Genomic DNA, 24,128 nt, shown 5'->3' with positions numbered 1-24,128 from the left:
AGGCCGCACCGACGATGGCAAGAAGCAGCCGGCTCGAGGTTGCCAGCGATATCCGGGCAGTTTCGGCACTTGCAAAGCGAGACATGATGCGCCCTCCGAACAACCCCAAGTTTCGGTGGGCAATGAGGGCAGAACCTTGTCAGAACAAAAGCGGGGTTAGGGCCACGGCCGTTTAGCGCCAGCTGTGACGATTCCACCACACTGGCCTGTCCTGAATCGGGACAAACCTGAGGAAAATCAGCCGGATGCGACACGCCAGACGATCGGGCGCGCCTCCGGCTGAGCTTCGCTCGCTTCGGTGTCACCGTTCAGGAGCCGCATCAGTTCGCGCCGATAGAGCAGGCGCCAGCCGGTTTTCAGGCTCGCGAGAAAGTCGAGCTCCCGTTGTGTCAGTGTGCACATCATGAACCCGGTCCGGTTGCGAGCAGCGCCGTCAGCCGACGAGGCTCCCCATCGGTTTGACGTCGGCGCTGCCGGGGAAGACCGCTTCAGCCAGCACCTTCTCCTCGACACGTAAGTGATCCCTGAGCAGGCCCTTCAGCACGGCGCGCAGATCCGTGGTCGGCCTGAGGTCGCGATCCTCGAACAGTTGCGCGGACTTCAATCCCGGCCAGTCCGCGATCACGCGGCCACCGGCGAGCGCGCCGCCGATGAGGAAGGCGACCGTACCCGTGCCATGGTCGGTGCCTTGCGTGCCGTTGATGCGCGCGGTGCGGCCGAACTCGGTGACGACGGCGACCACCGTCTCGTGCCACACCTCGCCCATGTTGCTCTCGATCGCGGCAAAGGCGCCGTCGAGCGCGCCAAGCAGATTGTAGAGCTGGCCGGAGGCCGCGCCTTCTGCGATGTGCGTGTCCCAGCCGACGAAACCCATCGCGCCGACGCGCGGACCGTCGGCCTTGGCGAGATAGCGCGCGGCGGTGCCGGCCGCTTCGGCGAAATAGGCGCGCACGCGTGCGATGCCGGGAGGCGCCAGCGTCGGATCGTCCGACATCGGATCGCCCGTGCCCATCGCACCGTCGAGCGAAGCGAGCTTCATGCGGGCCTGGAGCACGGTCGCAAGCTTCGGATCGGTGTGCTGGTAGAGATCGAGCAGGCGGTTCTGCGTGTCCTGGCTTGCCGGCAGGAGTTTTTGCGGCACCCATGTCATGACCGGCGCCGAGCCGCGCACCACCAGCGGCGTCACCGAGCCGATGCCGAGCGCGCGGCTGCCGCGCGGGTCGACGCGCCCGCCCGATTCCAGCGCGAGCAGCGCGCGGTTGAGCCACCCCGACGCGGTCGCGCCAGGCTTGGTGAATCCGCTTTCGAGCACGTCCTGGCCGTCGAAATGCGAGCGCTCGCGATAGGGCGTGGCCGCGGCGTGGACGATCGAGGCCTTGCCGGTCTTGTAGAGCCGATGCAGGTTCGGCATCGCCGGATTGAGCGCGAAGAAGGCATCGAGCGGCAGCGCCGGCGTCTTGCCATCCAGCACCAGCGCACGATCGCCGCGCAGTGAGATCCAGTCGGGATCGCCGACCGGCGCGACCGCACCGAGACCGTCGAGCGCACCGCGCAGCACGATGACGAGCAGGCGCGGATCGCGTCCTTCCGCGCGCGCGATCCGCGGCATCTGGCTCCACGCGAATAGCGCGCCGGAGCCGACCAGAAGCTCGCGCCGCGTGGGCAAATGATTGTCAAAGCCCATGGTCACCTCCTCTGGAAATCCGCCGACATGAACAGCAGCGCAAGTGCCTGCTGCCGGCTCTCGGCGCGGCCGACCGCTTGCTTCACCTCGGGCGCGATCTCGGACGCGAAGACGTCCTCGATAATCGCTTGCGGATCGGCCATGCCGGTGATGCGCTCGGCAAAATTGTTGGCGATGTCGAGCCGCCGGCCAACGCCGTCGATCCAACTCGCCTCGTCGTCCGGATAGCCCTTGGGCGCCGACGGACGCCACAGCGCTTCGCCGAGCAGCTCCTGGCCGCCTGTGAAGCGCGTGGGATCGACGGTCGTGATGCCGGTCGCGCGCACCATGCCGACCACCCATTCGCCCGGACGCTTGAGTTTTGACGGCGGGCCGCGCCACGCCTCGTCCGACGACACCATCGCGATTGCGACCTGCTTGAGGTCGCCCTCGGTATCGCGAAAGGTCTTCGCCATCTGCTCGATCAGCCCCAGTGGCGGCTCGTCGGCCACGAAATGCCGTGCGAGCTTTGTCGCGATATGGGTCGCGGTCGCCGGATGCGCGGCAAGATCGCGCAACACGGCGCGGCCCTGCTCGGCGTCCTCCTGCTCGTAGCGCTTGCCGAGCACGGTCTGTCCGCCGGGCTCGTGCAGCCGCGGATTGAAGGTGAATTCGCCACCATGCTGGGGATCGGCGCCCGGCGGCAGCAATGTCCATCCGGTCAGGACGTTGGCGAAGCTGATCACGTCGTCCTGGGTGTAGCCGGTGCGCACGCCGAGCGTATGCAATTCCATGATCTCGCGCGCAATGTTCTCGTTGAGGCCGCGGCTGCGGTTGATGYCGGCGGTCGAGTTCGCACCCATCGAGTCGAGATTGTCGAGATAGAACAGCATCGCCGGATGGCCCTCGACCGCCAGCAGGAGATCGACGAAGCGGCCGAGCGCATTGGCGCGAACGGCCTCGCGCTCATAGGCGCCGGACATGCTCTGGATCTTGTTGGCCGAAACGCAGAAATGGTTGGACCAGAACCACACCAGCCGCTCGGCGAAGCCGATCTCGGCGGCAAGCGCGGCCTCCGTGCGCAGCTTGGCTTCCTGCAAGTAGATCGGACGACCGGGATCGGGAATGGCGTCAGCCGCCTGCTTCGCCGCCATCTCGGCGGCGTCCTTCTCCTGGCCCTGACTCTGGCCTTGCGCCTGCCCTTGCGTTTGAGCCTGGTCTTCCGACATGGCCGGCGCCGCAGCCATCTGCTGCTTCTTCGCCTGCTGCTGCGCCTGCTTGGCGCGTGCCGCGCGCCGGGCATTGGCGTCGGCCACGGTGCGATAGGCCTTTGCGCTCGTAGGGAGACTGGCCGCTGCGGTCAGTACGAGCGGCCGGTCGAGCTCCGCGATCAGCGCGCCGCGCGGGTCGGTCCCGACAGCCGCGATCGATCCCGGTCGCGGCCCCATCCCGAAGCGATGAAGCCCCAGCACGGCCTCGGCCTTTGCAGAATTGCTCATGGCGAATGCCCAATTCTTCGAGCCTGCCGACCGGCGTCGGCATAGGCTACGATATGTAATGCTACAAAACGTAGCATTACATGTGCACCCTCGCAAGCGGAGATTGAGAAGTGGCGGTCAAGACCTCGGGAGCGGCGGCAGACGGCGGCCGCAGCCGTCCCTAGAAATTCGGCCCAAGCGCGATCTTGGTGATCGTGCCGTTCCTGACACCGATGCGCCATTCCGCCGAGCCGTTGGCGAACTGGGCGATGTAGATGTCGCTGTCGAGCGCGGTGACGCCGCGGAACGAGACCGCGCGCAACGCGCCGAGCCGCGCCAGGATCGCCTGATCGAATGGAAGCTGCTGCCGCGTGATGTCCGCGACCTCCGACGTCATGTGATCGTAGTCGGGCTGCCCCTTGCCGACGCCTTCGATATAGCGGCGCAGCATCTCCTCGCCATTGGCGATCGGAACGGCGCGGCGCGCGGCGCGTCCCGGCTTTGCGCCGAGGCTCAAAGCCTCGACGTTGTGGAAGCGCGTCTGCCGGCCCGGTATCAAGACCTCAAGACAACGCCCCGACTTGTCGGCGATCACCCAGGGATTGTTCACGGTGGTCGTCGTCGCCCAGGACATGTTCGGCCTGACCACGCTCTGCGTCTTGCGATTGCCGTCCGCATCGAGATTGAAGACACGGATGTCGTCGGCCATCTCGTTGTAGACCATGATCCGGATCGGCGAGGTGCCGGCGCGACCGCGCACATTCGCCTCCTCGGCGCAAGGCACGATGCCGCCGAGCTCGTCATTGCCGTCGGCCCGGAAGATCACATCACCGGCCTTGCCGTCGGGCTCGAGCAGCAGGCGGAATTCAGCCGTGCCGTTCTCGAACTTGGCGCCATAGATGTCGTAGCCGCCGGGGCCGACACCGCGGAAGAAGATCGACTCGACCGGCCCGAGCGCCAGGAACGTCGCACGCGTTTCATCGAGCTGACGCTGGATCTTGGCAGCCAGCGGCGCGCTCATCCGCGCGTAGTTCGGCGTGCCCGCGCGCAGATCCTCGACCCCACGCAGGATCATCTCCTTGCCGCCGGCGACCGGAACCTGCTCGCGGAAGCGATCCGGCACTTCCGCGACACGGCGCGCGAAGTCGGCCTCGATCGCCTGCGCCGTCGCCGCATCGATCCGCGGCGCGAGGCGGGCGCCGAACACCGCATTCTGGACCAGCACGCGCGAGACCTTGGCCTGGTCGTCACGCAGGAAGATCAGGAGATTGTCGCCATGGATCGAGAAGACGTCGACACCTTCGGCGAGGAGCGCCGCCCGGCCCTGCACGGTTTCCTGCACCTGAAGCCGATCCCCGTCGCGGCGCACCGTGAGCACACGGTTCGGCGCGACCCTGTACCAGCCGACATATTGGTCGAGTGATACGGAATCGGTGGCCACCGTCGGCATCTCGGCGACGCGAACCGCGCGCACGTCACGGCCGTTCATGTGCAGCATCAGTTCGGAGGATCGGCGCTCCGCATCGAACGGGAACGTGATCTCGCCGGACGAGGCCGCGTAGGACGCCGTGCCATCATTGCCGACCGTCAGGCGCAGCCTGCGCTGCCCGGTGAGCTGCCCGTAGAGATCGTCGCCCTCGCGGAAGATCGCGAACACCGAGGCCGGGCCCATGGCATAGAAATTGACGAAGGGACGGTAGTGCTGGGCCGGCGCCTCGCCGAGGTCTCCAGCGAAAGGCGCCGGATCCGGCGTCCGATAGGCGATCATGCCGGCCGACACGATCATGGCCGGCACGATCGCAGCCGCGATCCACAGCCGCTTGCGCCAGCCAACCGCAACGGGCAGCGCCGCCGCCGCGATAATACGCTCGACGCGGGCACGCACGGTCGAGGCCCGCGCCATCGCGAGCTCCATCGGCCGCGGCTTCACGCCGGTTGCGACGTCGAGCAGGATTTCGGCATAGGACAGTCGGTCGTCGATCACCTCGATCGCCTGGGCATCGCTGATGATCTCGGCGAGCTCGGCAAGGCGCGCAAGCTGCCACCACGAGAACGGGCTGAACCAGAACACCGCGCGGTTGAGGGAGGCGAGCAAGAGGACGTAGAAGTCGCGATTGGCGACATGCGCGCTTTCATGCGCGAGCACGGCGAGACGCTTCTTCGTGTCCCAGCCGGCGAATTGCGGCGGCACCAGAATGGTCGAGCCGAAGGTCACGGGACCGCCGACGTCGTGGCTGACGCGCACGTCGGCATCGATCATTTTGGGGCCGCTCATCGGCTTTGCCGCCCGTGCCAGGCGCCAGGTCAGATAGAGGCCGATGGCGAGCCGCAACAGCAGCAGCCCAGCGACGCCGGCATAGACGATGGTGACCACCAGCCACCAATCGATCGACACAACACTTCTGGCGGGCGCCGCGATGGCAGCGCCGGCTGCGATCGGCAAAGCCGGCTGCGCTGTCTCCAGCATCGAAATATCGGCCGGCCAGAACTCGTCCGCGACCGGCACGGACAAGGGCAGCCGGGCGATGGTGAGCGTCGGCCAATGCATAACGAAGGGCATCGCCAACGACGCCAGAAGCACGACGACCCACGCCGTCATGTGGACGTGCGGATTGCGCACGCGAAACAGGTTGAGACCGAACCAAACGACGCCTCCCAGCACGAAGGAGCGTAGCGCCGCCTCAGCCAGAGTTGCGATCATTCTTTCTTCACTCCCCTCGCCTTCTTCGCCTTGGCCACCTGGTCGGCCAACGTGCGCAACTGCTGCTGGTCGAGCATCGCGTTGTCGACCATGCCGACGAGGACCTCCTCCATCGAGCCGTTGCAGAACCAGTCGACGATGCGCTGCACCGCCTTGGCGGCAACCCGCGAGCGCTCTTCGGCCGCGTGGTAGACATAGGTGCGTCCGTCCACGGTGTGGTTAGCATAGCCCTTTTCTTCGAGCCGGCGCAGCACCGTGCGGACGGTGGATTCCTTCAGACGCCGCGACAACCGTTCGCGCACCACCTCGGCCGTGACCGGACCATGGGCCCAAACCAATTGCATGACCTCGTGCTCGAGGTCGCCCAGTTCGGGCAAACGATCGTCCATGGCATCTGACCTTGCGGATTGAGTTCTTCTTGTAACGCTACAGACCGTCGCATATGCCACAGCGCCGCGCAACGGCGATTCCACCGGAAATGGTGGCGTGGGGCTGACCTAACGGGGGAGAGAAAGACACTTTCCGAGTCGGATGGTCTCTTGATCTGGCAGGCATGGTGCCTTGCCCCTCACCCGGATTGCTTCGCAATCCGACCTCTCCCCGCAAAGAGCGGGGAGAGGTTAAGAAGCGTCACCGCGAACGATGTGGCTGGTCATCCAACGTCAGGGACGCGCCACTCTCACGCTCCCTCGCCCCGTTCTTACGGGGAGAGGTGGGGTGAGAGGCTGCTTCCACACATTCGGATCGAACTGTGAGCCTCAGTACTTCGGCTCGTACATCTGCGATTGGACCAGGTCCTTGACGTCGTTGGGCGCGGGTCCGTCGGCCAGCCCGCGCTGATAGGCGACGTCTGCGACGGCGGCGGCGATGCGGACCGAGACCTCGCGGATTCGCGGCAATGCCGGATAGAGGCTGCCCTGCGCCAGGTCCTCCTTGCCGACGCAATCGGCAAGCGTATGGGCGGCGGCCATGAACATCTCGTCCGTCACCAGCCGCGAGCGGCTGGCGATGACGCCGAGGCCGACGCCGGGGAAGATGTAGGAGTTGTTGCCCTGGCGCGGCACGAAAGTGCGGCCGTTGAGCGTCACAGGGTCATACGGGCTGCCGCAGGCGAACAGCGCGCGGCCCTCGGTGTAGCGATAGGCATCCTCCGCCGAGCATTCGGCCTTCGAGGTCGGGTTGGAGAGCGCGAACACGATCGGCTGTTCGTTGAGCTCGGCCATCGCCTTGAGCACGTCGGGCGTGAAGGCGCCGCCGACCGCGGCGACGCCGATGATCGCCGTCGGCTTCAGCGTCTTGATCGCGGTGAGGAAATCGGCGATCGGGGCCTGGTCGGTATGCGCGTAGCGGAGCTTGTGGCCGGACAGGGCCGCCCGGCCGCTGACGACGAGGCCGCGGGAATCCACCAGCCAATTGCGCCGCAGCGCTTCGGCCTCCGTGGCGCCCTCCGCCATCATCGCGGAGACCACGAGATCGGCGATACCGGTCGCCGCCTCACCCGCCCCGAGGAACAGGATCTTCTGATCCCTGAGCTTGCCGCCGCTGACGCGCAAGCCTGAGAACAGGCCGGCAAGCGCCACCGCCGCAGTGCCCTGGATGTCGTCGTTGAAGACACAAGCTTCGTCGCGGTATTTGTGCAGCAGCTTGAACGCCGAGTGATTGGCGAAATCCTCGAACTGGATCAGCACACCTGGAAACGTTTTTCGCGCGGCCTGCATGAATTCGTCGACGAAGCTGTCGTAAGCCTCGCCCGTGAGGCGGCGCTCGCGCAGCCCGAGATAATAGGGATCGTTCAGGAGCTCTTCATTGTTGGTGCCGACGTCGAGCACGATCGGCAGGCAATGCTCGGGATGCACGCCGGCGCAGGCCGAATAGAGCGAGAGCTTTCCGACCGGAATGCCCATGCCGTTGGCGCCGAGATCGCCGAGGCCGAGGATGCGCTCGCCATCGGTCACGACGATGAGTTTTGCGGGATTGGGCCAGTTCTTCAGAATGTCCGCGATCTGGCCGCGATCGCGCGAGGAGATGAACATGCCGCGCGGCCGCTGGTAGATCAGGCCGTATTTCTGGCAGGCGAGCCCGACCGTCGGCGTGTAGATGATCGGCTGGATCTCGTCGATATTGTCGACGACGACGCGGAAGAACAGCGCCTCGTTGCGGTCATGCAGCGCGTTCAGCGCGACGAATTTTTCCAGATCGGTCGGCAACGTGCGCAAATTGACGAGCACGCGCTCGACCTGCGTCTCCATCGTCAGCACGCAAGGCGGCAGCAGGCCTCGCAAGCCGAGCGCATCACGCTCCGCTTCCGTGAAGGCGGTGCCCTTGTTGAGCAAGGGATCGCGCAGCAGCGTCATGCCATGCGCGGTCTCGGATGATGTCGAATGGGCGCTGACCCGGGCAGGTCTATTCACGAATTCCCCCAAGGAGTTTCTTATTGAACCGGCAAACATTGTCGGCCAGCGCTCCCTGGAGATCAAGGACGTTGCGATTCATGCATCGATTGTGATCTCGCACCGCAGCGAGGTTTTTGCGAAGGACAGCGACCAGCGCGACGCAAAAGTCACCGGCGCGGGGCTATTCCGGCTTGATATCGGCGGCCTTCACGATCGGCCACCATTTTTCGGTCTCGGCCTTCTGGAAGGCGCCGAGCGCTGCAGGCGATTGCTGCACCAGGGGCGGAATCTCCTGTCCCAATTCGGCAAAACGCTGCTTGACGGACGGATCGGCAAGCACCGCGACGATGGCCGCGTTGAGCTTTGTGACGATCTCCTTCGGCGTGTTCTTCGGCGCCCAGATGCCGTGCCAGTAGGAAATGTACAGGCCAGGCAGGCCCGCCTCGTCGACGGTCGGGATGTCCGGCGCAGACGCGAGCCGCGTCGGCGACGTCACCGCGAACGCCTTGATCGCACCGTTCTTGTACTGCGGCAGCGAGTTCGACGCCTGGTCGAACATGATGTCGATCTGCCCGGCCACGAGATCGATCATGGCCGGCCCCGCGCCACGGTAAGGTATGAACTGGAAGTCGGTGCCGGTCTTTTCCTTGAAAAAGACACCAGCGACATGCGCACCCGTGCCGGCGCCGGCGGTCCCGGCGGTGGCCTTGCCGGGGTTCTCCTTCAGCCAGGCGATCAGCTCCTTGAGATTGTCGGCCTTGAGCGTCTTCCTGCCGACGATGAGCTGCGTCCCCATCGCGATCATCGCGACCGGCTCGAAATCGGCGATCACGTCGTAGGGCAGCTTGAAGATCGCGCCGTTCAGCACATGCGTGCCCCAATGGCCGATCGTGATCGTCGTGCCGTCAGGGGCCGCGCGCGCGACGCGGGCACCGGCGATGCTGCCGGAGGCGCCGGCGACGTTCTCGACCACAATCGTCGTGTGCAGCTCGGCGGCGATCCGCTCCGACAGGATGCGCGCCAGCGTGTCGGTTGGGCCGCCTGCCGCGAACGGCACCACCAGGGTGATGGGGCGCGACGGAAACGGCTGAGCGCTCGCCGGCGCGGCCCACGCACACCCGAGCAACGCGCAAATGACGATCGCATGACCGCGCAATCCGGCCCACAGCCCCCGCACCATTCTCTCCCACCCTTTTTGTCGCCCGCATGTTGTCAGCGGTTTTGGAGCCGGAGTGAACGCTGCCGGATGGGCCAAGGCAAGCGGGAAGTTGGTCGAAACGGCTACCCGGCTGCGCGCCGTGGCGTCAGGTTCGTGGCCGCATCGGCCGGCGACGGGATCTGCATCAGGATGGTCTGGGTGGCGGAAGCGACCTCGATGCCATTCTGCTGGAAGCGCAGCTTCATGCGGCGGTTGAATTCGCGCTGCACCGGCCAGCGACCGGCCTCGGTGCAGCGGATCTGGCCGACGATCGACACCATCGCGCCATCGACCTTGTCGATCCCCCAGAGCTCGAGGTCGCCACGGATCACGCCGCGGAACTCAGGCTCGCGACGCATCTCGTCGACGATGTCCTTGAGTATCTGGCCGGCGCGGTCGGTGTCCTCCTTGTAGGCGACGTTGACGCTCACGGAGGCGTTGCCGGCGCCGCGGCTGGCATTGGTGATGGTCGTCACCGCGCTGAACGGCACGATGTGCACGGCGCCGTCGCCGGCGCGCAGGCGGATGGTGCGGATCGAGACGTTCTCGACCACGCCGGAGAGACCGGAGACGCTGACATTGTCGCCGACCTGGACCGTGTTCTCCAGCAGCAGGAACAGGCCGGTGATGAGATCCTGCACCAGCTTCTGCGAGCCGAAGCCAATGGCGATGCCGACAATGCCGGCGCCTGCGAGCAGCGGTGCGACGTTGACGCCGATCTCGCTGAGCGCGGTGAGGCCGACGACGGTCGCGATCAGGCACAATAGCGCTGTCCGCAGCATCGGCTGGAACGTGCGCAGCCGCGCGGCGCGGGCATAGTGTCCGTCACGCGACAGCGTATTGATCTGGCGGTCCAGCAGCGCATTGGCGGCCTCCCAGATCGCAGCCGCGATGCCTGCGGCGAGAGCGATCGTCACCACCGCCGAGATCAGCCGTCCGCCGATCTGGCCGCCATAGAACCAGACGATGGCGTCGACGCCCCAGACTTCGAGCACGGCCACAAGGCCGATGAAGGCGATGATGCCGGAGACGATCCTGCGCAGCAGCGGCAGATAGCGGTTGGCGCGGATCTCGAGGCCCGGGAAGCGCTGGAGGATCTCGGGATTGATGCGGAAGCCGCGGTCGATCAGGCTCAGCGTCACCATGATGGCGACGCGCGTGATCAGCGCCACCACGATGGTGCCGACGAAATATTGCAGCAGCAGCGAATAGCCGTTGCGGATGTTCAGCGCCCAGACCGCCCACAGCGCGATGTCGAGCGCGATCGCAAGATAGTGCCAGCCGCCGGCGATGCGGTTGCGCAGGCGCGCCGCGATGCCCTGCCGGTCGGCCGGTGCGCGAATGGCTTCGGCCACCTGGCGGCGGCATTGCAGGATGATGACGACGATGAAGAGATGCACGATCAGCATCACCATGCGCAGCAGCGCTGCGTAACCGGTACGATGCAGGCCGAGCAGCAGCGCCACATTGGCAAAGGCGATGCCGGAGACGCCGACGCCGACGATGCGGCGCGCCCAGATCTCGACATAGGCCGCGGTCTCGGCGCGCACCGGGAACAGGCCGAACGGCCCCGCCAGCGCACGGACGACGCAGATGAGCCCGCGCGAGAACGCATAGGCGTTGACGACCGCGAGGATCACGAGGCGAACGGTCGCGGGCTCACCGATCTCCGTTCCGAGCAGCGCAGTCGCCGCGCCGACGAAGACGAACACCGGCAGCAGCTCGAGCACGAGGCGGCCGAGCACGAAGGGCAGCCGGAGCAGCAACTGCCAGACCCGCGCCAGGCTGTGACGGCGCTTGTGCAGTTCAGGTTCGGGAGTGACGTCGGCTGCGGATGACGGCGGATCGGCGATGGGCAGCGCCTGCGCCGGCAGGCGCGCGGTTTGCGGCACGCGTCCTTCCAGGAACGCGACCGGACGCCGGACCAGGCGGAAGATCACCCACTCCGCCGCGAGCGCGCAGCCGAACACCAGCGCCAGCTTCCAGGCGATCTCGATCAGGAGATTGTAGGCTGCGGGATCATTCGCGGTCCGTACGATCCAGTAATAGAAGGCCGGAAAATGCGTGATGGTCCGCGCCATATCGGCGATATCACGCGAGATCTCGCCGATCTCTTCGGACACCGTGAGCAGGAGCTGAGCGCCAAGGCCGTCGGCCGAGAGCGGGATCGGCGATTTCTGCTCGGGCTGCGGCGCAGGCTGTGGTTGACCAGGCACATTCGCGATCGCGCGCAACGTGTCGATCATCTGAGYGCGCTTCTTGTCGTCCTGGAGCGTTTCCAGCGCACGCCTGGCCTCGTCAGGCGACAGCGCGGCAGCACTCTTGGCGGCCGGCGCAGGCTGCTCCGCGTGGACGCCGGCGAGAGACGAGATCATGAGGAAGAAAGCGGCAAGAAGCGCCGGAGCCAGCTTATGCGACACGAGGATTCCCTGAAAAAATAGATGCGTCCCGGCGGAGTCGGAATCGTCACCGCCGAAACGCATGCGTCATGTCGGATTGGTGTTATTCGCCCGCGTCCTGTGTCGGAAGTTTGCCGATGAGACGACAATCTCTTGGCATTTGCCGCAAAGCAGGATCGGGAACCCCGGCGCAGCGCGGCCCCGAACTGAAATGCGGTGCGGGCAAAGGGCCACTCCCGTCATTTCGGGACTCGACCCGCAATGACGGTGAAGAGGAAACCAGGGTGTCAAAAGCGCCCGCCCCTGCGGCCTCGTTGCAGCCATCGGCACGATGAGGGTGCTGCAAACAGCACAGCGCCGGGCAGGTAGGGGCCATGCCTAACTGATGCAGCCCTCTAAGCCTTTACCCGGCGTGCCGTTCGCGGTTTTTGCCGCTATGCGATAGTCCGAACGAGCTCCATCGCACTTAACGCGGCTGGATCTGCGGAGGTGGTGTCATAGACCTCCCCTTGCTCATGAGGTGGACGTTACGCGTCGCTTTTCGCGACCATCGGGATGGTCCTCCCGTGACACAAAAGTGTCAAGCGGGATCAAGGGCCCAACGATCACAATTGAAAGTGCGAGTTCCGCGCGCATCGACACAACGGATCATGGATTTCCGGCTTCGACGGGCCTGCAACTCAATGCAGTTCGCCGCGCTCATTGCCGGCCTTAAGTCAAAGAAACTTGGGTCAAAGAAACATGTCGGTCAGATCGACCGTGGAGCAAGTGCCGACCCGGTCGAAATTCTGCGCCAGCCAGCTTCGCGCCGCCTCGCGTCCATCGTCGCGCAGCCGGCACAACAGGCTCCATTCGGGATGAAACTGCGTGGCGGTGCCGAGCTGCGACATCAATTGGTCGTTGCCGATCCAGTGCATGAACATGCGGCTGTGCCTGTTGCTGTCGAGCTCGCCATTGTCGATCAGCTTCGTGGCAAAGGCGATCGCGCGCATTTCGCGCATCAGCGATGAATTGAAGCTGATCTCGTTGATGCGGTGGAGGATGTCCGCCGCGCTCGCCGGCAGTTCGTCGCGCCGGATCGCGGTGACCTGGACGATGATCACGTCGTGGCTCCCCCTGCGATAGATCAGCGGATAGATCGCGGGATTGCCGAGATAGCCACCGTCCCAATAGTGCTCGCCGTCGATCTCGACCGCCTGGAAATAAGGCGGCAGGCAGGCCGAGGCGAGCACGGCGTCCGGGCTGAGCACGGGCGTCTGGAACACCTTGAGCTTGCCGGTCCGGACATTGGTGGCGTTGAGAAAGAGCTGCGGCGCGTCCGGCGAGGAATTGAGCCGATCGAAATCGATCACGCGTTGCAGCAGCGACCTCAGCGGATTGAAATGAAAGGGATTGAGCAGGTTCGGCGGGACCGTATGGGTCAGGGTGTGGATGAAGGCGTGGACCGGGTGATATTCCGGCGGCAGCTTCAGCGCCTGGATCCACTGGTTGAGCGGCGAGAACAGGTCGTAGACCAGGTCCATCCGCGACACCTCGTGCCAGAACGCGTGCAGATTCTGCCGCGCGGCATCCGGCCCGCCATTGGCCATGCCGGAGGCCAGCGCCACCGCATTCATCGCGCCGGCGCTGGTGGCGCTGATCGCCTCGATCGCGAGCCTTCCGTCCTCGAGCACCTGATCGAGCACGCCCCAGACAAAGGCGCCGTGCGCGCCGCCGCCCTGCAGCGCGAAGTTGACGCTCTTCTGGTTCCTGGTTCCGTTACCCGTCACCGCGCCCGTTTCCTGCCTCCCTTCCCTTCCTGCTCCAGCGCCTTGCGCACTTCCTTGAATTCCTCCAGCGAGGCCTTGTCGGCGCGTGGAAAGCGCAAATCCAGCCGCTCGAGCGCCGCGTTGATCACCGAGCCGATGACGACACGCGCGAACCATTTGTGATCGGCGGGCACGACGTACCATGGCGCATGGGGCGTGGCCGTGTGGCGGACGATGTCCTGGTACACCGCCTGGTAGCGCGGCCACAGCGCGCGCTCCTTGATGTCGTCCATGGAGAACTTCCATTGCTTGGACGGATCCTCGAGCCGGTCGAGGAAACGCTCGCGCTGCTCCTCCTTGGAGACGTTGAGGAAGAACTTCAGAACCACCGTGCCATTGCGCGAGAGATAGCGCTCGAAGGCGGAGATGTCCTCGAACCGCTCCTTCCAGATGTTCTTGGTCACGAGTTTTGGCGGCAGCTTCTCCTTGGCGAGGATCTCCGGATGCACGCGCGTCACCAGGCATTCCTCATAATGGGAGCGGTTGAAGATGCCGATATGGCCGCGCTCCGGCAGGGCGACGGCGTGACGCCAGAGGAAATCGTGGTCGAGCTCCTTGCTGCTCGGCGCCTTGAAGGCATGGACCTCGCAGCCCTGCGGATTAATGCCCTCGAAGATCGCCTTGATCGCGGAATCCTTGCCGGCGGCGTCCATGGCCTGAAACACGATCAGCAGCGACCAGCGGTCCTGGGCGTAGAGCCTCTCCTGGAACTCGACGAGACGCTGCTTGTTGGCGTCGAGGATGACCTGCGCCTTTTCCTTGTCGAGGCCGCCCTTCTCGTCGGTCTTGTGCGCCTTGAGGCGAAACTTGCCGGATCCGTCATAGCGGAACGGCGTGATGAAAGGATCGAGTTGGTCAGCGAGCGGTTTCGAGGGCTTCTTGCTCATGAGCGCGGGGACACCTTGCGTTGCGGCTTCAATCGGTCGAGCACGCTACCAAGGATGCCCTTGGGAAGGAATATGATGAAAAGCACCAGCAGCACGCCGTAGACGAGGTTGTCCCAGCCGACCGCCTTGGTGCCGAAGCCGATGCGCAGGGTCTCCGCCAGCAGGATGGTGATGACGGCCCCGACGGTCGGGCCGAGCGAGACGAAGAGGCCGCCGACGATGGCCGCGAACACCATCTGGAGCGAGACCGCGATCCCGCTCACCGTGTCGGGCGTGATGAACATCTGGTACTGGCAATAGATCGCGCCCGCCAGCGCCGTCATCAGCGCGCTGATCAGCGTGATCTTCAGTTTCTCCGCGGTGACGTTGACGCCGGCGGCGGCAGCGGCGTCCTCGTCCTCCGAGATCGCCTCCAGCGCGTAACGGCTCATGCTGCGGTCGATCAGGTGCCAGACAATGATGCCCACGAGCCAGACCCCAAGCGCGATCAGGTACCAGGTCGTCTTGTCGTCGAATTGCAGCGCCAGCAGCTTGTTGCCGGACGCCCGGTTCGGCGTGTAGCCGAGCGAGCCGCCGGTGTAGTCGCGCGTGGCCGTGATGACCTGGAGCAYGATGCCGGACAGCGCCAGCGTCACCAGCACGAAATAGTGCCCGGTGATGCGGAAGCGGAAGCAGGGATAGCCGACGATCAGCGCCAGCGCGCCGGCTGCGACCATGCCGACGGGAATGCCGATCCAGGGCGACCAGCCCAGATGATTCCACAGCAGCGCGGTGACATAGGCGCCGATCCCCATGAAGCCGCCATGGCCGAGCGAGACCAGGCCGAACCGTCCCATCATCGACCAGGACGTATAGGCGAACGACCAGATCAGGATCAGCACGAGGATATGCAGGTGATAGGGATCGCGATAGACGAAGGGCAGCGCGATCAGCGCCGCCAGTCCCGCCGCCCACGCCACAAGCCGGCCCTGCCCCATCATCGGCGCCTCGCAAGCAGGCCCGCGGGCCGGATGAACATCATGACGATGAAGAAGGCGAAGGCGAGCACGTAGCCCCATTCGAGGTCGGAGAACAGGCCGCCGAGCGAGATGATCTCGGCGAACACGAAGGCGGCGATGAAGCCACCGATGAAATTGCCTAAGCCCCCGAGCACGCAGATCAGGAAGGTGATCGGCCCGAACGAGAGGCCGACGAAGGGATGCACGTCATATTGCAGCACCAGCAGGCAGGCGGCGAGCCCGGCCAGCGCGCCGCCGAGCGCCGAGGTGATGAGATACATTCTCTTCGTATCGACACCCATCAGCGCCATGATCTGCCGGTCTTGCGAGATGGCGCGGATCGCGGTGCCGGTGAAGGTGCGCGTCATGAACAGGTAAACCGCGACCATGCCGACCAGCGCGGCCAGAAAGGACAGCAATCGCGCGTAACTGAAGTTCATGTCGCCGAAGGCGAGCACGGGCAGGCGGATGCCGAGATTGCGGAAGTCGATGCCGAAGGCGACGGTGGCAAAGCTCTGGAGCACGAACAGCACCCCGCCTGTCGCAAGCAGCTGGTTGATCGGCGGCGCGGTGAGCAGCGGCGCGATCACGAGGTAGTGCAGCGCGGCGCCGAGGATCGCGACGAGCAAAATGGTGAACGGCGCCGCAATGAAGTAGCTGAGGCCGTAATACTGCACGATGAAATACATGGCGTACATGCCGATCATCACAAGCTCGGCGTAGCAGATCCAGGTCACGTCGATGACGCCGAAGATCAGGTTCAGCCCGAGCGCGAGCAGCGCCAGCACGCCGCCGAGCAGGATGCCGTTGATGACGGCCTCGAGCAGGTAGATGTCGAAAATGTCCAAAAATGCTTGCATGCCTGCATGCCCCTCGCCCGCCCCTTCACACTCCGAGATAAGCTTCCTTGACCGTGTCGCTCGCCAGCATCTCGGCCGAGGTGCCGGACGCCCTGATCGTGCCGGCCTCGATCAGATAGGCGCGGTCGACGACGCGCAGCACCTGCTGCACGTTCTGCTCGACGATCAGCACGGTCAGCCCGCGCGCGCGGATCCGCTTGACCAGCTCGAACACCTGCTGCACCACGACCGGCGCCAGCCCTGCGGATGGCTCGTCGAGCAGCAAGAGCTTCGGATTCGACATCAGGGCACGGCCGATCGCGCACATCTGCTGCTCGCCGCCGGACATAGTGCCGGCCATCTGATGGCGGCGTTCCTTCAGGCGCGGGAACAGGTCGAACACGACGTCCAGCCGCTCGGCATAGTGGCCGCGCGCCTCCTTCATGAAGGCACCCATCTTGAGATTGTCGTCGACCGTGAGCTGCGGAAACAGCCGCCGGTTCTCCGGCACATGCGCAATCCCGAGGCTGACGATCCGGTGCGGCGGGGTCGCCACGACGTCGACACCTTCCATCGCGATCGATCCGCGCGACGGGCGGATCAGGCCGGAGATGACGCGCATGAGAGTGGTCTTGCCGGCACCGTTCGGGCCGATGACGCCGACCGCCTCGCCCGCCTTGACGTCGAGATCGACGTCGAACAGCGCCTGGAACGTGCCGTAACCGGCGCTGACGGAACGAAGCTCCAGCATCGGCTAGCCTCCCGCGCGGCGGCGCGCTTCGGCGGCCGCGGCCTGCGTCGTCTCGGCATCGGTGCCGAGATAGACCTCGATGACGCGCGGGTCGCCGGCAACCGCGCTCGGCAGCCCCTCCGAGATCTTCTCGCCGTGATCGAGCACCATCACGCGATCGACCACGCGCATCAGCACGCCCATGATGTGCTCGACCCAGATGATGGTGATGCCGAGCTCGTCACGGATGTTTCGCAGCATGTCGGCTGCCTGCTCCATCTCGGTATCGTCGAGGCCGCCGAGACTCTCGTCGGCGAGCAGCAGCTTTGGCGCGGTGGCGAGCGCCTTGGCGAGTTCGAGCTTCTTCAGGCCGGCCGCTCCCAGCCCGTCGACGCTGGCATGGCGGTCGGTCGGCAGGCCGACCATCGCGAGCGCACGCTCGGCCGCCTCATCTGCCTTGGTGCGGCTGTGGCGGCCCTGGCCGTAGAAGCCGGCGAGCGCCACGTTCTCGAAAATGGTCAGGCGGCGGAACGGCCGCGGAATCTGGAAGGTGCGGCCGATGCCACGGTTGATGATCCGGTGCGGCGCGAGGCCCGCGATTTCATGCCCGGAGAACAGGATCGATCCGGACGTCGGCGCCAGCGTGCCGGAGAGCATGTTGAAGATCGTGCTCTTGCCCGACCCGTTCGGGCCGATCAGGCCGAGGATCTCGCCCTGATCGACCCTGAACGACACGTTGTTGACGGCGGTGAAGCCGCCGAACCGCTTCACCAGTCCGCTGACTTCCAACACCGAAGCTCTCCGCCGCTACTGGTTGCTGTAGGTGGTGCCCTTCGGCAGCGGCAGCACGGCATCGCGCTGCGCCTGGCTCTTGGGCCACACCACATGGGACTTGTCGTCTAGATACTGGATGACGACCGGGAACGAGCGCTCGTTCTGCCCGGCCATCGGCGTGCCTTCGCCGTAGAACTTGACGCCGAAGCCGAGCATGGTGCCGCCCTCGGGAATATCGGTATCGAGCGCGGCCTTGCGCAGCGCATCGGGATCGACACCGCCGTATTTCTTGATCGCACGCGGCAATACGTCGGCCATGAAGACGTAGGTGTTGGACGCCCCGATGCCGACATGGGCGGAGCGAATGGCGACGCCCGGCCTGATCCTGTCGAACTCCTCGCCGACCATCTTGATCACAGGGGGCAGCTTTGGATCCATCGTCTTCTGGTTGGCAAGCCAGATCGAGATCGGATCGGCGTTGAAGATGTAGGTGGCGTCAGCGCCCATGCCCTCCTTCAACTTCTCATAGACGCCGTAGCCGGCACCATGCCCCATCAATGCGCCGAACTTCAGGCCCTGCTCGCGGGCCTGGCGCAACAGCAGCGTGATGTCGGGATTGTAGCCGGTGTGGAAGATCACGTCGGGCTTGGCGCGCTTCAGCTTGGTCACCAGCGCGGAGAGATCGGGCGCGGTCGCCGAATAGCCTTCCTTGAGCACGACGTTGAAACCCGCCTTCTTCGCGCCGGCCTCGTTGCCCTTGGAGACGTCGACGCCATAGGCGCCGTCCTCGTGGATGATGGCGACCCGCAGATCCTTCGGCTCCTTGTCGAACTTCGTCTTGGCATTCTGCGCGATGAAATCCATCGTCATCATGCCGAACTGGTCGCCACTCGCCTGCGGGCGGAACACGTATTTGTAGCCCTTCTCGTTGAACACGGCCGACGAGATGCAGGTCGTCATCCACATGAACTTCTTGAGCTGCTCGACACGGGCCGCGACCGGCACGCATTGCGCCGACGAGAAGAAGCCGAGCACCATGTCGACCTTCTCCTGCTCCAGCAGGCGGACGGATTCGTTGATGGCGATGTCGGGCTTGCTCTGCGCATCGGCATAGACTGCCTCGATCTTGTAGCCCTCGACGCCGCTCTTGGCGAAATGGTCGAGGATGATTTTTGCGCCGACATAGTTGAGTTCGGAGCCGCCGCCCGCGAGCGGGCCGGTCAGGTCGAACACCACGCCGATCTTGATCTTCTTCTCTTGGGCCTGGGCGGACGCCGCCAGGCTCGTCGCCGCGATTAGGACCATCAGCCCACGTACCAAACGGGCAGCCATGCGCACGCGCATCAAAACCTCCCTGGACGATTGTGCATTGCATTCTTCTTGCTTTTGCTTTTTTGCCCATCACATGGGCTGCGCGAAGCGATGTCAAGCCTCGCGCGTCAGCGCGAAGCGAACTGCTGCTCGACGAAGGCCGTGACAAATCGCGGCATGGACGGCGTGAGATCACTCATCCCGCGCACGAGATGAATGGCCGACAACTCCGGCTCGGCCTCACGCGCGAGATTGGCTTCGATCCGGGCGCGAACCACCTCGCCCGGCATGTCAAGGTTGAGCACCTGCATCATTGCAATCGTCGGCCCGGCGACGACGCAGTGCCAGTCCGGCTCGGCCCGGTAGTCGCCGGCGCTCAGGCCGGTTTCCTCGGCAATCTCGCGCACGACGCTGCCGGAAACGTCGAGCGCGCCGTCCCTGACGTCGTCGAGGTCAGGCGTCCCCGAGGGAAAATAGATGCGCCCCCCATTGGCGGTGTGGTGTGCCATCTCGCCCATCACGAAGGCGCCGTCGGAGGCGCGCAGCGCGCCCATGCCAAAACCGTTGAACACGGCAGGGTCGGGAAAGCCCCAATCGCGCCAGGCGAGGAAGCTTGCGAAATCCGTCTCGAAATAGGTCGCGGCGAGATGGCCGTCCGAGAACACGGCATCGCGACCSAGCAGGACGCGGCCGTTCCAGATCTTCGGCCGTTCGCGCTGGATCTCGGCGAAATGCGCCGCGATCTCGGCGCGCCGCTCCTCCGCGAACGGCCACACGATCGGGCGCACGGCAAGATCGAGCGTTGTGACGCGATGAATGACAGGTGACGTCATGACGCCGATGACCACGCCTTCACGTCAATTATTTGGCGTTCATCCCCGTGGTCTTCTTGGCCTGCTCGACGTACTTGTTGGTAAAAGTCTTGCTGACGTCGATCTTGGCGTTGGCCACGTCGGGCGAGCCGACGCTGAACACCGCGAGAACGGCGTCCGCGCCCTTCGGATCCATCCTGCCGGTCTCCGAGAACATCGGGATCGTGTTCCTGAGTGCAGCGAGATAGAGGTCCTTGTTCTTGCCGACCATCTCCTCCGGCATCTTCGCCATGATCTCCTCGGGCGAGTGCGAGTGAATCCAGGCGAGCGTGGCCAGCATCGCATTGGTGAGCGCCTGCACTTCCTTTTCGTGGCCGTTGACCCAGGCCGCGGTCGAATACAGCGCACCGCCCGGATATTCGCCGCCGAACGTCTCGAGCGTGTCCTTCTGGGTGCGGGTGTCGCTGAGGATGCGCAGGTCCTTGTGGCTGCCCTGGAGCACGGTGACGGAGGGATCGAGCATGACGGCCGCGTCGATCTGCCCCTGCTCCATCGCGGCGACCGCGGTGGCGCCGAGGCCGACCCCGATCACGGCGGTGCCGGCGGGATCGAGCCCGTTCTTCTTGAGCATGTATTTGAGGAAGAAGTCTGTGGAGGAGCCGGGCGCACTGACGCCGACCTTCTTGCCGGCGAGATCCTTGACCGACTTGATCTCGTTGGTGTGCGACGGCGAAACCACCAGCACGAGGCCGGGATAGCGGTCATAGACCACGAAGGACAGAAGCTCCTGCTTCTTGGCGGCGAGGTTGACGCAATGGTCGAAATAGCCGGAGACGACATCGGCGCTGCCGCCGAGCACGGCCTTGAGCGCATCCGAGCCGCCCTTGAGGTCGACCAGTTCGACATTGAGGCCGGCCTTGTCGTATTCGCCGAGCTGCTTGGCAAGCACCGTGGGCAGGTAGCACAGGCAGGCGCCGCCGCCGATCGCGACGGTTACCTTGCTTTGCGCCGCGGCAAAGCCGGTGGTGAGCGTCAGCGCGAGCAGCGCGCCGGCGAGCCTGGCAATCGTGTTCTTCATTGGTTTCCTCCGTTCGGCTGGCGGCACCATAGAGCAGCAGGACTGGCTTGAGAAGCACTGCCTAAGTGCGACTCGCCATCGGCCTTTTGACGCAATAGCATGCCCAAACAAGAACAATTCCTGATGGGGAGAATCTTCCATGAATCGCCTTGCTGCCGGACTGTCGATCGCCGCCGCCTTTGCCGCCGGATGCGGCGCAAACCAGTTGCTCCGGCCGGCGCTGGCCGCCGAGAACGTCACCGCGCAGATCATCCACACCGGCGAAATGGAGGGCGACGCGCTCGGGCCAGCCAACAATGTCGGCTACCGCTCAAAAATGTTCGCGAGCGCCGACGGCGCCACGGTCTCGATCCAGGTCGGCAATGTGCCCAAGCACATGCATCCCAACACCAACGAGATCCAGTACATCCTGGACGGAACCGGGACGATCTGGCTCGGCGACAAGGAGGTCACGGTGAAGCCCGGCGACCTCGTCATCATCCCGAAGGGCACGCCGCACGGCGGCACCAAGCCGATCAGCGGGCAGGTCAAGGCGATCGCGATCAAGACGCCGCCGCAGACGCCCGACGACACCAAGCTGCTGGATTGAGCATTCGCGCTGCCGGGCTCGCGCCGAAGCGCGGGCCCGTCCACTGAATGTCCGGGCTAGATCGGGCGCGCCTGCTTCCGGATCTCGTTCGCGATCGGCTTGAGCGTGTCCGTCGGAAGCTCGCCGACGAGCGTATAGCCCATGCCGCCGTCCGCCCAGGCGAAACCCGCGACATCACCGGTCGATTGCGGCAGCATCGGCGTATCCTGTCCACCGCGGCTCATCGGGCGCGTCAGCACCACAAGGCGATCGCCGCGATCGTCGTCGTACATGAACATCGCGGCCGGACCGTGCGAGGTCGCAACGAGACGCCCTCCCATTAGCCGATAGCCGGACACTGAAAGATCCGGCACCTTGACCGGCTGCTTCAGCCGGTTGGAGACCCATTGCGTGAGCTCGGCACTGTCGGACGCACGTATCTCGACCGGCCGCACGCGATCCGGCGCATAGACGCCGTAAGAGTAGGCCGCCTCCTGCGCCAATGCGGACAGTCCGTTCGAGCCATCCTGCAACAGGCTGCGCATGGTCCAGCCGCCGAGACCGCCGATGCTCAGGAGCAGCAGTGCCGCGATTGCCCACCATGCGTGCAAAGGGCGCCGCTTCCGGCTCTCGATCATGTGCGACAGGTTCAACTCGGCCGGCAATGGTTCATCGGCGATCGGCGCCAGCGCGCTGCGCAGCTGCTCGCGCTGGGCGGCAAAGGCCGCGACGCGCCCAGCGACATCCGGGTGATCGTCCAGGTAGGATGCGATCTCCGCACGACGCTCAGGCTCGAGCGCGTGGTCCACAAAGGCGTGGAGATCATCTTCCGTGATCGGCCGTTGGCTCATTTCATGCTCCGCAATGCCACGACGTTCCCCGGTGCAACGCCGTCCATCTCCTGCAGCAGCCGCTCCCGCGCCCGCGACAGGCGCGACATCACTGTCCCGACCGGGACCTTCAACACGTCCGCGGCGGCGGCGTAGGAAAGATCCTCGACTGCAACAAGCAACAACACAGCCCGCTGCTCCTGCGGCAGTCTCGCAAGCTTGTTCAGGACGTCCTGATAGATCAGCCCTTGCTCCTGCGCTGCCGCGCTGACAAGCTCGCGCTCGCCGGCATCGTCGATAGGCATATGCCTGCCCCGCGCTGTTGTCTGGCGAAATTGAYTGACCGCCAGATTGTGGAGGATCGTGAACAGCCAGGCGCGCACGCTGCCGTCGCGCCGCTGATGCCAGCGGCCGACGGCCCGCTCCAGGCAATCCTGAACCAGATCGTCGGCGGCCGCGCGATCGCGCACGAGGGCGCGCGCATAGCGGCGGAGCGCGGGGATCAGTGGCTCGACCTGAACCAGCATGTCCTTCATGAGGCACTCCGCCTGCTCTTCGTTGCCGCCCGACGGTGCGTCATTGCGTCTCGATCTGGACCGCCTCGCCGGGCCCGGCCGCGTCTCCGGCGGCGATCACCAGGTATCGCTTTCCAGCCACGGCGGACTGATCGACGATCTGCCGGATCGGTCCGGCCGCGTTGACGATGGCCGATCCGGCCGGATTGGTCATGAACGCCGCCAATGGCTGTAACGGGCCGCTCCCGTCACTGCGTTCCGCCAGCGCCAGCACATATTTCTGCCTGGGCTCAAGTCCCGTCACCGAAGCCTGCAGGATCTGGATCAGGCCCTGGTCGAACAGCGAGACGCTGGTCGGCGCCTTTCCGTCCTTCGAACCGTCCCTGGATGCAAGCGCGAGATGAGCGACCTGGCCGGCAACGCCGAGGGCCTGCAAGTTCTGGCGGTCATCCGGATTGGGAGCCGCGCCTGGAACATAGGCGATGGCCTGTGGCGCCTGGCCGATCGGGACATTCGCCACCACGCTGTTGGTCGCGGTGTCGATCGCCGCGAGCGCGTCGGCGTTCTCGAGCCCGACATAGATGCGCGTGCCGTCGCCGGACGGCCACACGCCGTGCGGCAGATTGCCGACCGGGATCGTCGCGACTTGCGAGAAATCGTCGGTGCGGAACACCTTCACCTGGTTCAGGCCACCGATGGTGACGTAGGCAAATGTCCCCCTGGCAGTGTGCGCGAAATTGACGTGGTTGGTGATCGGACCGGTATCGATCGTCTTGATCGGGTTGAACGGCGGCCTGGCGTTGAACACCTGCGTCCTGCCCGTATCCTTCAGCGTGAACCAGACCTGGTTTCCATCCGGCGTCACCGCGATGTTCGGGCAGAACGGGCTCTCCTGCTTCACCTTGGCGATGATCTTGTGCTCGGCGACCGCGACGACGTCGGTCTCGGGATTGAAGGACGAGCAGATGTAGGCGTATTTGCCGTCGGGTGAAAACATCTGCATGCCCGGCCCGCTGGGGGTGGTGATGCGGCTCTTTTCCTCAAAGCTCCGCGGGTCGATCACGGAGATGTAGTTTTCGCCACGAACGGTGACCCATACTTCCTTGCCGTCCGGCGTGAAGAACGCCTCGTGCGGCGACCGTCCGA

General features: G+C 65.1%; 20 protein-coding genes and 1 pseudogene. 1 reads left to right on the top strand and 20 read right to left on the bottom strand.

Translation table 11 applies throughout. From position 1 onward, the window contains the following. Positions 1–237: 237 nt before the first annotated feature. The 17 genes and pseudogenes from ACXJL8_RS08015 to ACXJL8_RS07935 form a co-directional block, all read right to left on the bottom strand. Positions 238–405, bottom strand: a complete 168-nt coding sequence (locus tag ACXJL8_RS08015) for a hypothetical protein (protein WP_456619867.1) — start codon at positions 403–405, stop codon at positions 238–240. 28 nt (positions 406–433) lie between these two features. After that, positions 434–1,684 carry a DUF1501 domain-containing protein gene (locus tag ACXJL8_RS08010; RefSeq protein ID WP_456619868.1) on the bottom strand — a complete coding sequence of 417 codons (1,251 nt, stop codon included), beginning with the start codon at positions 1,682–1,684 and terminating at the stop codon, positions 434–436. Between the two features lie 2 nt (positions 1,685–1,686). Next, the gene (locus ACXJL8_RS08005; RefSeq protein WP_456684837.1) at positions 1,687–3,162 is read right to left on the bottom strand and encodes a DUF1800 domain-containing protein; all 1,476 of its coding nucleotides are present in this window, start codon (positions 3,160–3,162) and stop codon (positions 1,687–1,689) included. Positions 3,163–3,322: 160 nt separating this feature from the next. Next, positions 3,323–5,842: a M56 family metallopeptidase gene (locus ACXJL8_RS08000; protein ID WP_456619870.1), complete on the bottom strand. Its 2,520-nt coding sequence runs from the start codon at positions 5,840–5,842 to the stop codon at positions 3,323–3,325. Further along, positions 5,839–6,231 carry a BlaI/MecI/CopY family transcriptional regulator gene (locus ACXJL8_RS07995; protein WP_092185459.1) on the bottom strand — a complete coding sequence of 131 codons (393 nt, stop codon included), beginning with the start codon at positions 6,229–6,231 and terminating at the stop codon, positions 5,839–5,841. The genes ACXJL8_RS08000 and ACXJL8_RS07995 overlap by 4 nt, the downstream gene beginning before the upstream one ends. A 369-nt stretch (positions 6,232–6,600) precedes the next feature. Further along, the gene (locus ACXJL8_RS07990; protein ID WP_456619871.1) at positions 6,601–8,253 is read right to left on the bottom strand and encodes an NAD-dependent malic enzyme; all 1,653 of its coding nucleotides are present in this window, start codon (positions 8,251–8,253) and stop codon (positions 6,601–6,603) included. Positions 8,254–8,416: 163 nt separating this feature from the next. Further along, positions 8,417–9,412 (bottom strand): Bug family tripartite tricarboxylate transporter substrate binding protein, encoded by a 996-nt coding sequence (locus tag ACXJL8_RS07985; RefSeq protein WP_456619942.1) that lies wholly within the window; start codon positions 9,410–9,412, stop codon positions 8,417–8,419. 104 nt (positions 9,413–9,516) lie between these two features. Next, positions 9,517–11,853 carry a mechanosensitive ion channel domain-containing protein gene (locus tag ACXJL8_RS07980; RefSeq protein ID WP_456684836.1) on the bottom strand — a complete coding sequence of 779 codons (2,337 nt, stop codon included), beginning with the start codon at positions 11,851–11,853 and terminating at the stop codon, positions 9,517–9,519. A 710-nt stretch (positions 11,854–12,563) separates the two neighbouring features. Then, positions 12,564–13,601 carry a patatin-like phospholipase family protein gene (locus ACXJL8_RS07975; protein WP_456619873.1) on the bottom strand — a complete coding sequence of 346 codons (1,038 nt, stop codon included), beginning with the start codon at positions 13,599–13,601 and terminating at the stop codon, positions 12,564–12,566. Continuing rightward, positions 13,598–14,527 carry a polyphosphate kinase 2 family protein gene (locus ACXJL8_RS07970; RefSeq protein ID WP_456619874.1) on the bottom strand — a complete coding sequence of 310 codons (930 nt, stop codon included), beginning with the start codon at positions 14,525–14,527 and terminating at the stop codon, positions 13,598–13,600. Before ACXJL8_RS07970 ends, ACXJL8_RS07975 begins: the two co-directional genes overlap by 4 nt. Continuing rightward, positions 14,496–15,507 (bottom strand): annotated as a pseudogene (locus ACXJL8_RS07965) (branched-chain amino acid ABC transporter permease). The gene ACXJL8_RS07970 and the pseudogene ACXJL8_RS07965 overlap by 32 nt, the downstream one beginning before the upstream one ends. Next, positions 15,504–16,385, bottom strand: coding sequence for a branched-chain amino acid ABC transporter permease (locus tag ACXJL8_RS07960; protein WP_027547894.1), 882 nt, complete (start codon positions 16,383–16,385; stop codon positions 15,504–15,506). Before ACXJL8_RS07960 ends, ACXJL8_RS07965 begins: the two are co-directional and overlap by 4 nt. 25 nt (positions 16,386–16,410) lie before the next feature. Then, a complete protein-coding gene (locus ACXJL8_RS07955; protein WP_456619875.1) occupies positions 16,411–17,115 on the bottom strand; it encodes an ABC transporter ATP-binding protein in 705 nt (234 codons plus the stop codon). Positions 17,116–17,118: 3 nt separating this feature from the next. Continuing rightward, positions 17,119–17,886, bottom strand: coding sequence for an ABC transporter ATP-binding protein (locus ACXJL8_RS07950; RefSeq protein WP_456619876.1), 768 nt, complete (start codon positions 17,884–17,886; stop codon positions 17,119–17,121). 15 nt (positions 17,887–17,901) lie between these two features. Then, positions 17,902–19,212: an ABC transporter substrate-binding protein gene (locus tag ACXJL8_RS07945; RefSeq protein WP_456619877.1), complete on the bottom strand. Its 1,311-nt coding sequence runs from the start codon at positions 19,210–19,212 to the stop codon at positions 17,902–17,904. Between the two features lie 95 nt (positions 19,213–19,307). Continuing rightward, on the bottom strand, positions 19,308–20,012 hold the full coding sequence (locus ACXJL8_RS07940; protein ID WP_456619878.1) for an NUDIX hydrolase: 705 nt from the start codon (positions 20,010–20,012) through the stop codon (positions 19,308–19,310). A 28-nt stretch (positions 20,013–20,040) separates the two neighbouring features. Beyond that, a complete protein-coding gene (locus ACXJL8_RS07935; protein ID WP_456619879.1) occupies positions 20,041–21,069 on the bottom strand; it encodes an ABC transporter substrate-binding protein in 1,029 nt (342 codons plus the stop codon). A 139-nt stretch (positions 21,070–21,208) separates the two neighbouring features. Between ACXJL8_RS07935 and ACXJL8_RS07930 the strand changes: the two genes are divergently transcribed. After that, positions 21,209–21,658 carry a cupin domain-containing protein gene (locus ACXJL8_RS07930; RefSeq protein ID WP_456619880.1) on the top strand — a complete coding sequence of 150 codons (450 nt, stop codon included), beginning with the start codon at positions 21,209–21,211 and terminating at the stop codon, positions 21,656–21,658. 56 nt (positions 21,659–21,714) lie between these two features. On the opposite strand, the gene ACXJL8_RS07925 is transcribed toward ACXJL8_RS07930, so the two are convergent. From ACXJL8_RS07925 to ACXJL8_RS07915, 3 genes are all read right to left on the bottom strand, one after another. Then, a complete protein-coding gene (locus tag ACXJL8_RS07925; protein ID WP_456619881.1) occupies positions 21,715–22,488 on the bottom strand; it encodes an anti-sigma factor family protein in 774 nt (257 codons plus the stop codon). Continuing rightward, on the bottom strand, positions 22,485–23,003 hold the full coding sequence (locus tag ACXJL8_RS07920) for a sigma-70 family RNA polymerase sigma factor (RefSeq protein ID WP_456684835.1): 519 nt from the start codon (positions 23,001–23,003) through the stop codon (positions 22,485–22,487). Before ACXJL8_RS07920 ends, ACXJL8_RS07925 begins: the two co-directional genes overlap by 4 nt. 40 nt (positions 23,004–23,043) lie before the next feature. After that, on the bottom strand, positions 23,044–24,128 hold a 1,085-nt coding region (locus tag ACXJL8_RS07915), incomplete at its 5' end, for a YncE family protein (protein WP_456684834.1).

This window comes from Bradyrhizobium sp. P5_C11_2, assembly GCF_054049755.1.
Note: the sequence above shows the minus strand (reverse complement) of the source record. Positions and strands in the feature narration are given on the sequence as shown.